The organism is Salinigranum rubrum (assembly GCF_002906575.1).
In the GTDB taxonomy this organism is placed as follows: domain Archaea; phylum Halobacteriota; class Halobacteria; order Halobacteriales; family Haloferacaceae; genus Salinigranum; species Salinigranum rubrum.
Genome location: NZ_CP026309.1, coordinates 666,262 through 683,707 on the forward strand (window position 1 = coordinate 666,262; position 17,446 = coordinate 683,707).

Annotated in this window: 14 protein-coding genes; 7 read left to right on the top strand and 7 right to left on the bottom strand. The window is 65.6% G+C overall.

Translation table 11 applies throughout. The features are described from left to right. The first annotated feature begins 699 nt into the window (after positions 1-699). Together C2R22_RS03215 and C2R22_RS03220 are read left to right on the top strand one after the other, a co-directional pair. Entirely contained in the window at positions 700-1,470 is a 771-nt protein-coding gene (locus C2R22_RS03215; protein ID WP_103424472.1) for an IclR family transcriptional regulator, read from the top strand. 68 nt (positions 1,471-1,538) lie between these two features. Further along, positions 1,539-3,089, top strand: a complete 1,551-nt coding sequence (locus tag C2R22_RS03220) for an amidase (RefSeq protein WP_103424473.1) — start codon at positions 1,539-1,541, stop codon at positions 3,087-3,089. A 45-nt stretch (positions 3,090-3,134) separates the two neighbouring features. Here C2R22_RS03220 and C2R22_RS03225 read toward each other — a convergent pair whose 3' ends face one another. After that, entirely contained in the window at positions 3,135-4,496 is a 1,362-nt protein-coding gene (locus C2R22_RS03225; protein ID WP_103424474.1) for an MmgE/PrpD family protein, read from the bottom strand. Positions 4,497-4,703: 207 nt separating this feature from the next. On the opposite strand from C2R22_RS03225, the gene C2R22_RS03230 reads away from it, so the two are divergent. Further along, the gene (locus C2R22_RS03230) at positions 4,704-6,092 is read left to right on the top strand and encodes an MmgE/PrpD family protein (RefSeq protein ID WP_103424475.1); all 1,389 of its coding nucleotides are present in this window, start codon (positions 4,704-4,706) and stop codon (positions 6,090-6,092) included. Positions 6,093-6,135: 43 nt separating this feature from the next. Here the strand turns inward: C2R22_RS03230 and C2R22_RS03235 are convergent, their stop codons facing one another. Continuing rightward, complete coding sequence (locus tag C2R22_RS03235; RefSeq protein ID WP_103424476.1) at positions 6,136-7,488, bottom strand: MmgE/PrpD family protein; 1,353 nt, start codon at positions 7,486-7,488, stop codon at positions 6,136-6,138. A 132-nt stretch (positions 7,489-7,620) separates the two neighbouring features. Here C2R22_RS03235 and C2R22_RS03240 point away from each other — a divergent pair, with 132 nt between their 5' ends. Both C2R22_RS03240 and C2R22_RS03245 read left to right on the top strand, forming a co-directional pair. Continuing rightward, positions 7,621-9,003, top strand: a complete 1,383-nt coding sequence (locus C2R22_RS03240) for an MmgE/PrpD family protein (RefSeq protein WP_103424477.1) — start codon at positions 7,621-7,623, stop codon at positions 9,001-9,003. 69 nt (positions 9,004-9,072) lie between these two features. Then, positions 9,073-9,870, top strand: a complete 798-nt coding sequence (locus C2R22_RS03245) for an SDR family oxidoreductase (protein WP_103424478.1) — start codon at positions 9,073-9,075, stop codon at positions 9,868-9,870. Positions 9,871-9,990: 120 nt separating this feature from the next. Here C2R22_RS03245 and C2R22_RS03250 read toward each other — a convergent pair whose 3' ends face one another. After that, on the bottom strand, positions 9,991-11,076 hold the full coding sequence (locus C2R22_RS03250) for a type 2 periplasmic-binding domain-containing protein (protein ID WP_103424479.1): 1,086 nt from the start codon (positions 11,074-11,076) through the stop codon (positions 9,991-9,993). 386 nt (positions 11,077-11,462) lie between these two features. Continuing rightward, the gene (locus C2R22_RS03255) at positions 11,463-12,269 is read right to left on the bottom strand and encodes an SDR family NAD(P)-dependent oxidoreductase (protein WP_103424480.1); all 807 of its coding nucleotides are present in this window, start codon (positions 12,267-12,269) and stop codon (positions 11,463-11,465) included. 112 nt (positions 12,270-12,381) lie between these two features. Between C2R22_RS03255 and C2R22_RS03260 the strand changes: the two genes are divergently transcribed. Further along, on the top strand, positions 12,382-13,965 hold the full coding sequence (locus tag C2R22_RS03260; protein ID WP_162562359.1) for a tripartite tricarboxylate transporter permease: 1,584 nt from the start codon (positions 12,382-12,384) through the stop codon (positions 13,963-13,965). 614 nt (positions 13,966-14,579) lie between these two features. Here C2R22_RS03260 and C2R22_RS03265 read toward each other — a convergent pair. The 3 genes from C2R22_RS03265 to C2R22_RS03275 form a co-directional block, all read right to left on the bottom strand. Next, positions 14,580-15,119, bottom strand: coding sequence for a tripartite tricarboxylate transporter TctB family protein (locus C2R22_RS03265; RefSeq protein ID WP_103424482.1), 540 nt, complete (start codon positions 15,117-15,119; stop codon positions 14,580-14,582). A gap of 156 nt (positions 15,120-15,275) precedes the next feature. Beyond that, positions 15,276-15,713, bottom strand: a complete 438-nt coding sequence (locus C2R22_RS03270) for a universal stress protein (RefSeq protein ID WP_103424483.1) — start codon at positions 15,711-15,713, stop codon at positions 15,276-15,278. A gap of 45 nt (positions 15,714-15,758) precedes the next feature. Further along, on the bottom strand, positions 15,759-17,129 hold the full coding sequence (locus C2R22_RS03275; RefSeq protein ID WP_103424484.1) for an MmgE/PrpD family protein: 1,371 nt from the start codon (positions 17,127-17,129) through the stop codon (positions 15,759-15,761). Here C2R22_RS03275 and C2R22_RS24825 point away from each other — a divergent pair. Further along, positions 17,128-17,364: a hypothetical protein gene (locus C2R22_RS24825; RefSeq protein WP_162562360.1), complete on the top strand. Its 237-nt coding sequence runs from the start codon at positions 17,128-17,130 to the stop codon at positions 17,362-17,364. The genes C2R22_RS03275 and C2R22_RS24825 overlap by 2 nt on opposite strands. The last annotated feature ends 82 nt before the right edge of the window (positions 17,365-17,446 follow it).

Consider the following 17,446-nt stretch of genomic DNA (forward strand, 5'->3'; position numbering starts at 1 on the left):
GACCGACGTGGACCGCTCTGTCGGGCGACCGGACACACCGACGGTGGTGCGTTTGTACTCCACAGCTCTGCGTTGATATTATCTGGACGTTCGTGTACGTAAGCGGCTGAAGAGGATCTGAGCACGTCATTACAGTCGTACAACTGTAATGTACTGGTGCGGAGCACGCTCGGTCCGACGCGGCGTCGCGCGGCGTGTCGGTCCGGGCGACCGGAATCGGCGTCCGGCCGATACACGGACTGTCTTCGATGTGAGGGTATCGAGTGACGAGTTGTTTTCGAAGAAGTGAACGGCACTCCCTGACAAGAGTCATCACTCCTCGTGGCTCAGTTCCTCGAACTCCCGCGTTTGTGGGTGAGATGGCGGTTTTCGCGTGTTTTCCGGATGATGAACCTTTTATACTCGCCGTCGCCGCAGGCCGGCGGTACTGGTCGCTCCGTGAACGGTTCGTCGGGCACGAGTGCGGAGGGACACGACACGCTTTCGTCTCTCGGACGTCGGTCCCATGCAACTGTTCGGACGGACTCGTCCCCGCCCGAGTGAGTCGTCTCGAGGACCTGTCCGGAGGCGAGTCGTGACACACGTCCTCGTTTTATCTATAGTGAATTATAATTATAGTGCGTTCCGATAGGCCGAACAGCGCGACAGTTCGCTCTCGGCATAGTGAATTTAATATAGGTGCACCACGTTACGCTCATTATGAATCGTAAACGACCGAGCGAAACCCTCTCGACCATCGAACGGGGGTTCGAGGTGGCTCGAGCGTTACGCGAGTTGGGGGGTGCACGTGTGACCGAACTGGCCGAGGAGTTGGACATGGCACCGAGCACCGCTCACAAGTACCTGGCGACCCTGGCCAAGGAGCGATTCGTCGTCAAGGAGGGCGACGTGTACCACGTGGGACTGGAGTTCCTCGACCTGGGGACGTACGCGAAGAACCGGAAGAAGGGGTACCGACTCAGTATCCCGAAGGTCAGAGAGATCTCCGAGGAGACCGGCGAGCGCGCGCAGTTCGTCGTCGAGGAGTACGGCCGCGGGATCTACCTCCACACCGAGGCCTCGGAGGCGCGGGCCGTCCTGACGGATAGACACGCCGGCATCCGCCGGTACCTCCACTCGAGCGCGGCCGGCAAGGCGATCCTCGCGAACCTCCCGGACCACCGTATCGACGAGATCATCGACGAGCACGGACTGCCCGCCGAGACCGAGCACACGATCACGGACCGGGAGCACCTCCTCGACGAACTCGACCAGATTCGCGAGTCGAACGTCGCGTACAACAACGAGGAGTCGGTCGAGGGACTCCGCGCCGTCGGCGTTCCGGTCCGGGGCGCCGACGGATTCGTCCTCGGTTCGCTCAGCGTCTCCGGCCCGAGCAACCGCCTGAAGGGACCGCTGTACCGAGAGGAGATACCCGACCTCCTCCTCGGTCACGCGAACGAGATCGAACTCAACATCAGGTACTCCTGACCCGCGCCGCGACGGTCGTCGGCCCTCCGCTCACAAACTATAGATAACTCGGCTTGGAACACTGAGCCATGCGCGACCTGCTCAGACGAGTCTCCGGCGAGGACGTTCGGCGACTGGCCGACCTGTACCGCTTCGACGTGAGCCGAGACGAGTCGACCGCACTGGCGTCGGCCGTGAACGACCGACTCGACGACGAACTCGACCGCCTCTACGAGATTCCCGTCGACGACTCGGTGGCGAATCCGGGCGAGCGAACCTGGCGCGAACCGACGGACCCGTACAACGCACTCAGCGTCGCGTGTCACGTCCCGCCGACCCCGGGACACGGCGAACTGCTCGCCGACACGACGCTCGGCTTGAAAGACCTCATCGCCGTCGCCGGCGTCCCGATGCAGTGTGGGTCGGCCGTGATGCAGGGGTTCGTCCCGAGCGGGGACGCGACGGTGACGGCGCGACTCAGGGCGGCCGGTGCGACGATCACCGCGAAGACGAACCTCGACGAGTTCGCGGGCGGCGGGCGCGGGCGGTCGTTCCGCGGCCTCGTCCGCAACCCCGTCGACGCGGAACGGATCGCCGGCGGGTCGTCCGGCGGGAGCGCCGCTGCCGTCGCCGCAGACATCGTCGACGCCGCGCTCGGCACCGACACCGGCGGGTCGATCCGGAAACCGGCGGCGTTCTGCGAACTCGTCGGGCTGAAGCCGACGTACGGTCTCGTCCCCCTCACCGGCGTGGTGGAGAACACGTACACGCTCGACCACGTCGGCCCGATCGCGTCGACCGTCGAGGACGCCGCGACTGTACTCGAAGCCATCGCCGGCACGGACAGTGCCGACCCTGCCAGCATGGCCGCGGCGGGCGACGAACAGTATCAGACCGGCGGGTACCGCGACGCCGTTCGGTCGCCGCCGCCGGTGTCGGACCTGCGTCTCGGCGTCGCGACGCAGGGACTCGACGACGACATCGACGAGACCGTCGCCGCGAGACACCGACACGCCCTCGACGAACTCGAGGATGCAGGAGCGACACTGACCGAAGTCGCGCTTCCGTTTCTCGACCAAGTCAAACACGTCAAGAACGTCCTGAGCTACGTCGAACTCGCCGCCTACTGGCGTGACGGCGGTGCTGCCGTCCGACGCGGTGGCGTCCAGAACACGGCGGACCACCTCGGGTTCGCCCGACGGGCCCGCACCGCGAACGGCGAACTCAACGAGTTCTACCGGGGTCGCCTCCTCACCGGGGCTCGCCTCGCCACGGCGCACGACGGTCGCCACTACGTCAGGGCGCTCGCCGCCAGGGAGACGGTTCGCGAGGAACTCGGGGCGCGACTCGACGGCGTCGACGCGGTTCTGACGCCGACCGTCCCGCGTCTGGCCCCGCTCGTCGAGGACGCGCGCGACTCCGGCGTCGATTACGACGGCGTCGAAGGCGCGCAGTACGGCTTCGGCCGGTACACGAAGATAGCCAACGTGTCGGGCGCGCCCGCCCTCACGCTACCTAACCGGGTCGACGCGGGACCGGCGGTCGGACTCCAACTGCTCGGTTCCCGGTTCGACGAGGCGACCCTCCTCGGCGTCGCTCGGTCCGTCGTCGAGGCGCTTTCGACCGCACGGAACCCGTAACGTCGCCGCTCGACTCGTCGAGGGGCGACTGCGACCGAACGCGACCTACGACCGGGCGTTCAGCAACGCCGTGAGGTCGCTCGTCTCGTACTGTTCGAGGTTCCTGACCGTCTCGACGATTTCGTTCCGGTGCGATTCGGGGAACGCGTCTTTGGCGATGCCGTGGAACTTCTCCTCCAGTTGCTCCCAGGACATCGGGTTCGTCGGGTGCCCCTCGAACGCGGTCTTCTCGATGCGGTGTTCGCTCCCGTCCGCCGTCGTGACGGTGATGTTGTACGGCTGTTCGCCCGCCTCGAACCGCTCGGTGAGTTCGGCGCTCCCCTCGACGGTCATCTTCCCCATCAACTCGCGGACGTCGTCGCGGGTGATGCGCTCCTGTTCGTACTGTTCTTTCATCAGTTGCCCGTCGAGGGCGGCCGCCGCGAGCGTGTAGGGGATGCTGTGGTCCGCCTGCTCGCGGTTCTTCGGCACGTGGCGGTCGCCCTCGCCGCCGCCCATGACGTGCTTCGCGCTCTCGTAGGTCACCAGGTGAAGCTGTTCGATGTCGTGGGGGTCGATATCGTCGCGTTCGAGCAGTTCCAGCAGGCCCTCGATGGCCGTCTGGGCGTGCGTGCCGGCCATGTACTTCTTCGTCATGACTTCGAGGATCCGTTCACACGGCGTGAACTCGACCTGGAAGTCGCGCTCTTGGACGATCTCCTTCCAGCCTTTCTGCCCCTCGAACGCGTCGACGGGGCCCTCCATGCCGTTCTTCGCGAGCATCGTCGTGTACACCGCGTTGCGCGCGAGGTTCGCCGACGCGATTCCCTTCCACATCGATATCTCGCCGGTGCGCGTCACGCGGAGCGGGTTGTAAGCCGCCGTCGCGATACCGACCGCGTTCCGAATCCCTTCGTAGTCGAGGCCCATGAGCTTACACGCCGCGGCGGTCGACCCGAACGTCACGTGGATGTGGTCCCAGCCGATGTCACGGCCCGGGGCTTTGTCGGCCATCTCGCCGTGCACCTCGTACGCGATGCCGACGCCGGTGATGAGGTCCTCCCCGGAGCAGTCGGCGTACTCCGCGCTGGCGATGGCGGCACCGACGTTGTCGCTTGGGTGCGGCGTCTCCCCGGGGAGCAACAGCGCGTCCATGTAGTCCAGATAGCGGATCAGCGCCGTGTTCATCATCGCCGCCTCGGGGGGCGAGGCCGTCTCGTCGGAGCCCCAGATACCGCACGCGCCTCCCTCGGGGTCGAGTTCGCGGACCGTCTCGCGGACGATTTCGACCGGTTCGTCGCCGATCGATCCGAGGGCGATGCCGATCGAGTCGAGGATCCGTTTCTTGATCCCCTCGACGACCTCCTCGGAGAGGTCGTCGTACTCGGTCGCGTCGATGAAATCTGCGAAGTCGGCTGTCGTGGTCATGCCTTCGGTTAGCCTTCTGGGCTCACTGATTTATACTTTCATACCCGTTCCGCCGGCGCGCTGCCGGGCGGACGCTCGTCCTGCCGACTGTCCGTCGGTGGCGAATTCGGCACCCCGGGGTGTCGAATCGCTTCACGTCACCTCACGCGGTCACAGACGACAGTATCAAGACCGACCTCCGTGAGTGGAGCGTATGCAGGTGGTCAGATGACGATTGCACGCGAGTTCGCCGAGTACTGCGTCGACCTGTCGGTCGACGACCTCCACGACGAGACCGTCGAGTACACGAAAGGGCTTCTCCTGGACACGCTCGGAACGACCGTCGGGGGCTACCACTGGTCGGACTCGGCCGACGTGATGGTCGGTGCCGGTCGGGCCCTCCACGGGACACGGGGGCCGGAGGGAACCGCGACGGTGCTGGCGACCGGCGACCGCCTGTCGCCCGCGGACGCCGCGCTGGTCAACGGGGCGCTCTCACACAGCCTCGACTACGACAACCGACACTCCCCCGGGAGCCTCCACATCGGTTCCTCGGTCGTCACAGCCGCGTTGGCGGCCGCAGAGACGGCCGACGCGGACGGCGAAACCCTCCTCCGTGCGCTCGTCGCCGGCTACGACGTCACCGCCCGCCTCGGCATGGCCTGCAACCCGCGCTCCTCGCACGAACGCGGCTTCCACCCGACGGGGACGTGCGGAACGTTCGGCGCCACCGCCGCCGTCGGCGTCGTCTACGGCCTCGCTTCCGACGAACTCGTCTCGGCGTTCGCCGTCAACGGCAGCCAGGCGAGCGGGTCCTACCAGTGCAGCATCACCGGCGGGTGGAACAAACGGATCCACCCGGGACTGGCCGCGAGAAACGCCTTCGTCGCCGTCGCCCTCGCCACGAACGGGTTCGAGGGGCCACCCGACCCTATCGAGGGCGACCTCGGCTTCCTGCAGGCGTACGCCGACAGGCCCGCGCCCGAACGGGCGACAGCGGGTCTCGGCGACGTGTACGAGGCGGCCCGGACGAAGATCAAGCCGTACCCCGTCGGGACGTTCGCGCACGTCCCCCTCGCGCTGCTGATCGACCTGGCCACCGAGGAGGAACTCGCCCCCGACGACGTCGAGTCCATCGTCGTCGAACTGCCGACCTCCGGCGCGGCGATGTTCGGGCGTAGCGAGGGCGACGCCCACCCGACCTCGTCCGCGGAGGCGCAGTTCGACATGCCCTTCTCGGCGGCGCTCGCCGTCGTCTATCGCGAGGCCGGACTCTCCGCGTTCGAGGCGGCGCTCTCCGACGACCGCCCCGCCGCGTTCGACCGCGTGATGGACGTCACGACGACGGTCGCGAGCGACGAACTCGAAGCGTACCTCCCGGAACTGTACCCCGCCCGCGTCACGGTCGAGACCGCGACCGAGTCGTACGAACTGTTCCGCGAGTGGGTCCAGGGCGAACCCGACCACCCGATGACGTGGGACGACCTCGAACGCAAGGTCGCCGACCTCGTCCCGGCGCTCGACGCGGACGACCGCCGTCGCCTCGTCGGTCGCGTCCGCGACCTCGAATCGACCACGGGACGCGAACTCGTCGACCTGCTCCGTACCGCCGGCTGACGCTCGGCTGATGCGCCGCTGACGAGCCGAAAGAAAGAGCCGATTACGCGCTTACCGCGTCGGTCAGGCGGTCGACCGCGTCGTCCGATTCGAGGTCCATGATGGCCTCGTACGCGTCGTCGGCGTCCGCGTCGGAGAGGACGTCACGCGCACACTCGTCGAACTTCGCCCGGAGACGCTCCTCGGAGAGGGGGTTGTTCGGCGAGCCAGGCGCGTGGATCATCTCGTTCGAGAGCCGCTCGCCCTCGACGGTCGTCACCTCGACGCGCGCGGCGTAGTTCGCGTAGTTCCCGCCGAAGAGGTTCTCCTCGAACGCGCGCGTCACCTTCCGCGTCTGTTCGCGCGTCGCCGGCGCGGTGACGTACTCGTCGGTGAACTCGTGGATGCCGGGGTCCCGTTCGAGGAGCACGGACGCGAGACAGAACTCGATGGAGAACTTCGCCTCCAGCCCGGTCTCGGGGTTCGCGTGGTGGAGCATCTCCGACGCCGCGTCGTCCAGTGCGACGGTGACGGTTTCGACGTCTTCTGGTTCGAGGTCGTGGTCGACGACGATTTCTCTGAGTGCGTCCATCGCGGCGTGGGTGATGACGCCCGAGGGGTACGGCTTGTAACCGATGTCCATGACCGCCCAGGTCTCACCGAGGTCCTCGGTGAGTTCGTCGGGGTCGTACGTTCCGCCGGGCGTCATCACGGTGCCGTATCCGATCTTCCCCTCGAACACGCTGGGGTCGGCGGTGAAGCCCTCGGCGGCGAGCGTCGCCGCGCGGACTCCCATCTGCGCCGCGTGTCCCGAGTGGAGCGGCTTCGTCATCGTCCCGAAGTTCTTCTTGAGCGCGGACGACCCCGACGCGGCGATACCGAACGCGTGGCGGACCTGTTCCGTCGGGAGGCCCATCACGGAGGCGGCCGCCGCCGTCGCGCCGAACGTCCCGACGGTTCCGGTGCTGTGCCACCCGTTCTCGTAGTGCTCCGGATACGTGCTGTGTCCGGTTCGATAGGCCGCCTCCACCCCGACGACGTACGCAGTGAGCACCTCCGGCCCGGTCGCGTCGACCTGTTCGCCGACCGCGAGTGCGGCCGAGAACACCGGCGACGTCGGATGGATGACGATCGATTCGAACGTGTCGTCGAAGTCGACGGCGTGGCCGAACGAGGCGTTCGCCAGCGCCGCACCGGGTGGACTCGCGTCGCCACGGCCGAACACCGTAGCGGTCCCCTCGGCGAACGTCGCGTCGACGTACGACGCGACCCGTTCCCCGACCTCGTGGTACGATCCGTAGACGGCGACTCCGACGAGGTCCGTGATCGCTTCCTTCGCCTTCTGCCGAACGTCGTCCGGAACGTCCGTGAGAGATGTCTCTTCGACGAATCGTGCTAACGCTACTGTCTCGTTCACGTCCTACGGTCTGAGTACTCCCAAATAAACATACCGACTGGATACGTTCGATTTTACCCTCTCTGACCCCGTACAACCCGCCAGTCGGTGTCTGGGCCAACGCTTATCCACTCCCCGGTCGAGCCACAGTCGATGGAGTTCACGAGCGAGACGATCAGCGACTACGCGTATCACCTCTCGATAGACGACATCTCCGACGACGCGGTCGCCGCTGCACGGCGACTCGTCCTCGATTCGGTCGGCTGCTGTCTCGGGGCGTATGCGAGTCCCCCGAGCAAACACTTGCGAGCCACGTACGGCCGCCTCGACGGCCCTGGTGCGCAGACCGCGACGGTCTTCGGCTCGGGGACGTCCACGCTGCTGGAGTACGCGGGCCTCATCAACTCCACGATGGTCCGGTACCTCGACTACAACGACACCTACATCAGCGAGGGTCGCGCCTGCCATCCGAGCGACCACATCCCCGCTCTCGTCTCGGTCGCCGAAGCCGAGGGCCGCACCGGCGCGGAACTCGTCGAGGCCATCGTGCTCGCCTACGAGATAGAGGGCATGGGTCTCGATACGGGTGTCCTCTGGGGTAACGACTACGACTACGTGACTTGGGGGAGCTTCTCCAGCGCCGTGGCTGTGGGAACGCTCATGGGTCTCTCTCGGATGGAACTCCAGCACGCGGTCGGTATCGCGGGGGCGTCGAACCTGACGCTCATCGTCTCCCGGAAGGGCGACGTGAGCATGTGGAAGGGCGTCGCCCATCCGTACGTCACCCACAACGCCATCCAGGCGTGTCAGATGGCCCGTGCCGGCATGACTGGTCCGGAACGCGTCTTCGAGGGTCCCGGCGGGTTCTTCGAGGTCGTCGCCGGCCGGCCGCTTGACGTCGACCGTGTTGGTGGACGGGACAGCGCGGCGTATCGAATCACGGATGCGCACGTCAAGCCGTTCCCGTGCGGCTACTACATGCAGCCGATGATCGCAGGTGTCCGCGACCTCGTCACCGAACACGACATCGCTCACGAGGACATCGACAGGATCGAGGTCGAGACGTTCGACGAGGCGGCGTCGATTCTCGGCGGTGCGGAGAAGTGGTCGACGGACCTGACGCGGGAGAGCGCCGACCACAGTATCCCCTACACGACGGCCATTGCGGCCATCCACGGCGACGTTCGGCCGGAACACTATGCGAACTCCTACCGGACGGACCCGACCGTTCACCGCCTGATGGACCTCGTCACCGTCGAGGCCTCCGACGAGATGAACGCCGAGGCAGTCCGGCACCCGGACTCGACCCCTTCTCTCGTCCGGCTGATCGTCGACGGCGAGGAGTACGAGACACACGTCGACTACGCCCCTGGCCACGCGCGCAACCCGCTGTCGCAGGCTGCGCTCGAAGCGAAGATGAGATCCATGGCTGAACCGCTGCTGAGCGACGAAGCGATCGACGTCATCGTCGACTGTTGTGACGACCTCGAAACCCTGCCTGCGGTCGATCCGCTCGTCGAGGCGCTCGCGGTCTGACCAGTTCCGCCCGTCTCTGCGATTTTACTGGAGCAGAAGAGGTTAGTACGCGGTGTGCGGACACGTCGTATGGACCTCGGACTCACGGATAAGACGGCACTGGTCGCCGCGTCGAGCAAGGGGCTCGGGCGAGCAATCGCCCGCCGACTGCTCGACGAGGGCGCCGCAGTCACCATCACCTCGCGGAGCGAATCGAACCTCGCCGACGCGCGCGCGTATCTGCTCGACGAGACGGGCGTCGACCCGTCTCGCCTCCTCGCACGGCCCTGTGACGTGCGGAGCCGCGAGGACATCGAGGCCGCGGTCGCCGAGACGGTCGAGACGTTCGGCGGCCTCGACGTCCTCGTCAACAACCACGGCGGACCCCCGGCCGTCACCTTCGACGCGGCGACCGACGAGCAGTGGGACGACGCGTACGAACTCGTCATCAAGAGCAACGTGTGGCTGAGCGAAGCGGCGCTTCCACACCTCACAGACAGTGACGACGGGTGCCTCGTGACCATCACCAGCGCGTCCGCCCGGGAACCCCCCGAGAACCACGCGCTGTCGAACGTGTTCCGCCTCGGACTGTACGGGCTGACGAAGACCATCGCCCGCGAGTACGCCCCCGACGTCCGTGCCAACGTCGTCGCCCCTCGGTACGTGATGACGGAGCGGATCGAGTACAAGATCGAACGACGCGCGGAGTACGAAGAGATCACGAGCGAGGAGGCGATGCAGTCGCGCAACGACGAGGTGCTGCTCGACCGCCCGGGGACGCCCGAGGAGTTCGCCACCGCGGTCGTGTTCCTCGTCTCGCCACAGGCGAGCTACATCACGGGTGACGTCCTCCGGGTCGACGGCGGCTGGACGCGAGGCGCGCTGTAGCTCCCGACGGCGCGGTATCGAGTCGCGGCGCTCCCCGGTTCGAACGGCTCCGACACGCTCGACCGAACGCCGTCGCTCCAGGCGGGTGAACAGAACAGAAAGAGCGGAAGAACCCTCAGCTCAGAAGAGGTTCTCTTCGATCAGCGTGCGGATCTCGTCGTCCTCGTACAGCGTCTGGAACTTGTTGCTGGCGATGTCCTGGACGGGCTGTCCGACCAGCGGGTTGTGGTCGGGTTCGCTGAACGTGGTCGCGACTTGCTCCGCCACTTCCTCCGAATCGGCCGCGGCCTGGAACGCCTCGACGTGGATGTCGTAGATTTCGTCCGACGTTCCCGGCGGGAGCCACGCCATGTGGTGGTCGTTGACGATTTCGGACACCTTCGCGGCCGCTTCCTGCGGGTACGAGGTGTTCATGATGATCGCGTCCTCGTTGTTCGCCAGCGTCTTCTCCTCGCGGGAGGCCGTCGGTGAGGTTTCGGGCAGGACCTGGCTGATCGCCTCGTAGAAGTCCGGCGTCGCCTCGGGGTTGACCATACAGAACTGGGTGTAGTACGAGTCGTTCCGCGTCGAGATGTTCGAGACGTACGAACCGAAGTACCCGTCCAGGTCGCCGCGCTGGATCGCTGCGCGGGCCTCGCTCCCGCCGGAGACGCCGACGAACTGCCAGTTGTCCTCGTTCAGCACCGGGTCGTTCGCGCGCAGGTACGTCGCGAACACCAACTGTGCGGCGTTCGAGTACGGGAAGCGCAGGGTGCGCTCCTCCGCGAGGTTCTGGAAGTCCTCCCACGTCATCTCGAAGTGGTCCTCGACCGGTGTCGTCCGCGGGTTGAACTGCAGCGCGCGCGTGTCGGCGGAGAACCTGACGGTCGCACGAAGCTCGCTGAGGTCGTAGTTCGCCTGACTGGCGCCGATCTGGTTCACGATGGCGGAGTTGATCCGCATCCCGCCGAGTCCCCCGCCGTCGGTCGGGGTGTTGTTGGCCAGTTCGTTCATCAGCACGACGCCCTGCGCACCCGGACGGTTGGTGACCGTCGTCGTGATGTCGCCCGGATACACGTCGCTGTCGTCCATGTAGTTGAACCAGGTCCGAGCGAGAATGTCGATCAACCCACCCGGGTCGGTGTCGACCATCATGTCGACGATGCTCCGCGACGGGGGCCACGACGCCTCCCCACCGGACTCCGAGCCACCGGACTCGGTCTCCATGCTCTCACCGCCGTCACCCGAGCCGCCGGACCCACCGGACCCGGACTCTGTACTTCCGCCGCCGTTACTCGAGCCACCCTCGGACGAGCCGGACTGTCCCGAGCAGCCAGCGATCCCTACTGCACCCGCAGCTGCAAGTGCACGAACGAACTGTCTTCTGTCTACCATGGTACTACGCTTCACACTTTTTGCCATCCTTAATAATTCTTTCTATGAGTGGGACACCTGATATGACTCTGGTGCATATATGCGTCCTCGAAGAATTGGAAACCGTGATCAGCGGTGCGGCCTCTCGCTCTCGGTTCTGCGCTCTCCGCGTGTGCGCACGCGAAATCAGACACAGCAATACTCGCCGCGGACGACGGGCCCGCCTGCGAGCCCGTGACTCAGACCGAGATGTTCTCGATGTCCATGCAGGTGTTGAGGCCACCGTCGACCTTGATGACCTCGCCGGTGACGAACGACGCCTCTTCGGAGGCGACGAACCGGACGACGCTCGCCACCTCTTCGGGCTCCGCACGCCGGCGCAGCGGTGTCGCCTCCTCCAGTTTCCGGAAGTTCTCGCGTTCGGTCGGCGTGAGTTCGCCGCGTTCGGTCTTCACTTTCCGTCCGGGGATGACGCTGTTGACCCGAACGCCGTTCGGCCCGAGTTCCGCCGCGAGCGTCTTCGTCAGACCGATGAGCCCCGTCTTCGTCACGACCCCGTGAGCCTTCGTTCGTCGTCCCTGCAGGGCCATCAGTCCGAGGACGTTGACGATCGTCCCCTCGCCCCTGGGCTTCATGTCCCTGTACGCCTCCTGCGACAGCAGGAACGCCGAGCGGAGGTTCACGTCCTGTACGTGCTGCCACTCCTCGAGCGTGATCTCCTCGAACGGGACCGAGGGTCGGATCGCCGCGTTGTTGATCAGGACGTCGATGGGTCCGAGTTCGTCTCGAACGTCGGCCACCATCGACTCGATGTCTTCGGGCTTCCCCAGGTCGCCGAGCGTGATCACCGTCTCGCCGCCCAGTGCCTCGACCGCTTCGGCCGTCTCCTCACAGCCCGCTCGGTCGCTCCGGGCGGTGATTCCGACGTTCGCCCCTGATTCGGCGAGCGCGATGGCGATGGACCGCCCCATGTTCTTGCTCGACCCGGTCACGAGGGCCGTCTTTCCGTCCAGTCCTGGATAGCGTACCGTCTCTGTCTCCGCCATAGTGCAGAGGGGGTCGTTCATTCCATAAATAACTATTGTCCGGGTCCGGCGCCCGCTGCGTCACCGATGAACGTTAGTTAGATATATGAGGGTGTACCTAGATTGGACCTCCATGGTCGAGGCTTTACTCGTGTCTCCAGTGGACCCAATCGCTGTAGACCCGATCGTACTCCAGGCGGTCGTCGTCGATTACCTCTCGTGGTTGGCCGAGAAACTCAGCGGCGCCGCCTCCGTGGTTGGGGACAACTTCCTGTTCCTCCTGATCGGTGTCGTCGCGGGGATGATCATCGGGACGATTCCGGGGATGGGTGGGACGGTCGTCCTGACTATCCTGCTTCCGTTCACCCTCGCCCTCCAGCAGTACGAGGCGTTCGTGCTGTTGAGCGGGGCTGTCGGTGCGACGACGTTCTCCGGGTCGCTGACAGCCATCCTCATCAACACCCCCGGGTCGAGCAGTAACGCCGCGACGCTCATCGACGGCTACCCGATGACACAGAAGGGACAGTCGGAGACGGCGATCACCGTCTCCGCCATCTCGTCCGCCACCGGAGCCGTGCTCGCTGCGAGCGTGTTCATCCTCGCCATCCCGCTCATGATCGAGGTCGTGCTCCTCTTCGGTCCCTCCGAAATCTTCTGGATCGTCATGTTCGCCATCGTCATCATCCCGTTCGTGGTCGCGGACCGACCGCTCTTCGGCATTCTCACGGGGGGTCTCGGCGCGCTGGTCGCGTTCGTCGGTGTCAGTCCACAGACGGGCGAGCCACGCTTTACCTTCGGTATCCTCACGCTCAACGACGGCATCGAACTCATCGCGATGCTCATCGGCTTCTTCGCCATCGCGGAGATCGTTCGGATCGCGTCGCTCGGGCGGAACACTATCGTCGACTTCGACACGGTCGAACTGGCCGGGAGCAAGATGGAGGGGCTTCGCATCGTCCTCCGGAACAAGTGGCTCTGGCTGCGCTGCAGCCTCATCGGCCTCCTCATCGGCGCGATTCCCGGTGCCGGCGGGTCGGCGGCCGGGTTCGTCGCGTACGCACACGCCATCCAGAGTTCGCCCGACAAGGAGACGTTCGGGAAGGGGAACCCGCTCGGCATCCTCGCACCCGAGTCGGCTAACGACGCGAAGGACGGCGGACAGCTGTTCCCGACGCTCGGCCTCGGCATCCCCGGGAGCGGGACCATGGCCGTCTTCCTCGGCGCGATGCTCATGCACGGCGTCTTCCCCGGACCGACGGTCCTGACCGACAACACCGAACTCGTCCTCATCATCGCCCTGTCGATCCTCTGCTCGAACATCCTGACGTCGGTCATCGGACTCGCCGTCGCCAACAAGGCGACGTACGTGCTTCAGGTCCCGGTTCCGCTGCTCCTCACCGGGATCACCGTCCTCTCGTTGACCTCCGTCCTGATCGTCCGGAACGCCGCCGTCGACATGCTCGTCACCGTCGTCTTCGCGGTCCTCGGCATCATCCTTGTCTACCTCGAGATCAACCGCATCCCGTTCCTCATCGCGTTCGTGCTGGCGGGCATCCTGGAGCGACAGTACCACCTGGCGGTCCAGTTCGCGGGTGGGGACAGCATGGGCGCCTTCTTCGGCGCTCCGCTCGACAAACTGCTCATCGGCATCTTCGTCGTCTCGCTGGTGCTCCTCATCATCCCACGACAGAAACTGCTCCAGCGGTTCGTCGGGTAGCGGTCTCGCGGTCACGTTCTCCGTTTCGCTCCGTTCTCGTCCCGTGTTCGATTCCCGCTGTTTTCTCTCGCCGTCGCGTCCCACGGGCCACAGTGCGTCATCGCTGGCGCTGACGCGTCGCCCCCGTGCCGACACCGACCGCACCGCGCCTCGACGATGACCGTCCCGTCACCGCTCCCTCCGTTGCCGAGTCACACCGCACTCGGCAGCAGTCGTGCACGACGACTCGTCGACGACGTTCGGTCCGTCCGTACGCGTGGCGGCGACACGCTCTCTGCCGTCTGTGGATGGCTCACCCCTCACCCGCGGCTCACCCTTCCAAGCCCTGTCTGCCGTCCGACTGTCGACATCTGCGGCCGGGGAGACACGTCGGCTGTCGAGCCGTATTCGAGTCCGAGTCGGCGTACGCGTCGACGGCGTCGACGAAGCGTTGCGTCGTGGGAGTGCCGAGAGAGCGTCGCTCAGTGAGCGACGCACGCACAGAACAGGAGACGAGCGGGAGACACGCGAGGGCGCTACCGGCGGAACGAAGCGCGACGAAACCGCGCTCGGCCGTCAGTTCGACGTCGGAGACGAGAACACGAACGGACGAGAACAGCGTCGTCGAGTCGCGGTCAGGGGAGGAAGCCGAGTCGCCACACCGACGAGACCTGCAGGAACTCGACGAAGAGCAGGTAGAGAACCCCCAGGATAATCGCGGTCCAACCGAGCGCGAGCGGGATTCGGCGCTTGAGTTCCGACGTCTCGTTGACGAGGACGTAGACGATACAGAACGCTGCCGAGACGGTGAAGAACCCGACGAACACCACGCCGACCACGTACACGATGAGCCAGACGAACTCTTTCGCCACGCCGACGGTGTTCAGGTCGTAGAGCCCTTCGAGGTCCGAGTCGTCCTCCCCTTCGTCGTCGGTACCCAGGTCGAACCCGGCGCTCACGTCCGAGAGGCCGAGTTTCTCTTTGATCTGGTCGCCCCGGAACTTCATGATCATGATACCGATTAGCGTCGCGCCGACGAGGTACAGGATGAACTGTGGAACGACCGCCGACATCTCCAGAAACGTCGTGGTCTCGATGTACGCCGTGATCACGGTGATCGCGACGACGGCGAGGAAGAGGAACTCGTAGGGGTCCTCTCGAACTTTCTCCAACATGGACAGGGCTTGACGAGGATACGTAATAAAGATACTCCCCCTGGCGTCCGTCGGGTCGCTCTCCCTGTGGGCCGATGCACGACTCCGTTTCGGCGGTGTCGAGCGACACGAACTCCTGCGATACCGTGCGTCTCCGTGCCGTGCCGACGGGCGGGGCTACTCGTCGTCTCGGGGTCGAATCGACACGACTGGTCGCTCCGACTCGAGCAGGATCGATTGTGCCACGCTCCCGAACAGCACCTTTCCCGTCGGAGACCGCTTCCGCGGGCCGACGACTACGTACCGCGCGTCGTGCTCGTCGGCGTACGCGAGCACTTCGTCGGCGGTGTCCCCGACCAGTCCGACCGACACGATATCGTCACCGAACGTCTCCGAGGCCTCCTCCGCGACCGACCTCGCGTACTCCCGAATCCGGTCGACGTCGACCGCGTGTCCGGTCTTTTCGATCTCGGTCCGCTCCATCTCGATGAATCGCGACCGACTCACGACGTGGACGACGTGTACCGGGTCGCCGAACGCGTCACCGAGGGTCTTGGCCTCCTTGACGACGGTCTCCGCGCGGTTCGACTGGTCAACTGCGGCAACTACGACCATGCCCAGAGTGTTCTCCGCTCGTGCATTAGTGTTTCCGCCGCGTCCTCAAGACTGCGTGAGCAGGGCGACGAGGTCTCGTGTCTCCATCTCGTCGAGGTTTCGCACGGCGTCGACGATGGCCTCCTGTTCGTCGGGGGTGTAGACGCCGTCGGCGAGCATCGCGAACTTCTCGCCGAGTTGCTCCCAGGACATCGGGGTCGCCGGGTGGCCCTCGAAGTACGACTTCTCGATCTCGTAAACCGACCCGTCGGTGAGCGTGATCCGGATGACGGCCGGCATCTCGCCGTTCTCGTACCGCTCCGTGAGGTCGGGGTCTTCGAAGATGTGGATCCGACGGAGGAGGTCCTGAACGTCGTCGCGGTGGAGCCGGTCGAGTTCGTACTGGTCGTGGCCCAGTTCGCCGTCGAGCGCGAGCGCGGCCATCGTGTACGGCAGGCTGTGGTCGGCCTGTTCGCGGTTCTGGACGTTGTGACGGTTGCCCGACTCGTTCTCCTTTCCGGTTCCGCCCATGATGATCTTCGCGCGCTTGTACGTGTCCACCTCGATCCGCTCGATTTCGTGGGGGTCGATGGACTCACGCGCGAGGAGTTCCTCCAGTCCGTCGAGTTGCGTCTGGGCGACGGTCCCCGCCATGTACTTCTTGGTCATGGTCTCGGTGACGGCCTCGCAGGGCGTGTACTCGACCTCGAAGGGGCCGGAGATGATCTGTTTCCAGCCCTTCTGACCCTCGAACACGTCGATCGGTCCCTCCATCCCGTTGTTCGCCAGCATGACGGCGTAGACGGCGTTCCGCCCGGCGTTCGACGCCGACAGCCCCTTCCACATCGTGAGGTCGCCCGTCCGCGTCACGCGGAGCGCGTTGTGCCCGACGCCGGCGATGCCGATGGCGTTCATCAGCGCGTCGCGGTCGAGGCCGAACAGCGACCCCGCGCCCGCCGCGGAGGCGAACGTGACGTACGTCCCGTGGTCCCAGCCGCGGTCCATGAGCGGTGCGTTCTTCCCGAGTTGATAGTGAATCTCGTAGGCGAGGCCGATCGCTCTGATCAGCTCCTTCCCCGACGCGTCGGTGTACTCGGCGGCGGCGACCGCGGGCGCGACGTTGTTGCTCGGGTGGGGGACCTCGCCCGAGAGGAGGTACGCGTCCATGAAGTCGAGGTACCGGACCATCCCGCCGTTGAGCGCCGTCGCGAGCGGCGGGGAGGTCTTCATCTCCGACCCCCAGATGCTCGTCGTCCCGTCGTTGTCGAGTTCGGCGACCGTCTCGCGGAGGATCTCGACTGGTTCGGCTCCGATCGACCCGGTCGCGATGGCGATCGAGTCGAGGAGGCGCTTCTTCGTCTCGTCGACCACCTCTTCGGAGAGGTCGTCGAAGGTCGTTGCTACCACGAAGTCGGCCATCTCGGCGGCAGTCGTCATGAACAGTCTGACCACTCACAGACTCCTGAAATACTTTCCGCTGTCCGACACCCTCTCAGCGACCGCCGACGACCCGAGACCGCCCGCTGGCTCCGTCGACTCCGGGTCGTCTCCGGAGATGTCGGGGCCACCTCCAGTCCGCCTTATCGCGATTCGTGGCGTCGATGTCGAGCGGTTTGACCCGACCGAACCGCTTATTGACGCTGAATTCGTCGGCCCGTCCAACGACCCGTGACCTCGCCACCCGTGACCCCCGCCCACCCGCCGCTGACTCACCGCAGCCTTCCAGCCGCGAGTCGGACGACCGACACGCTCCA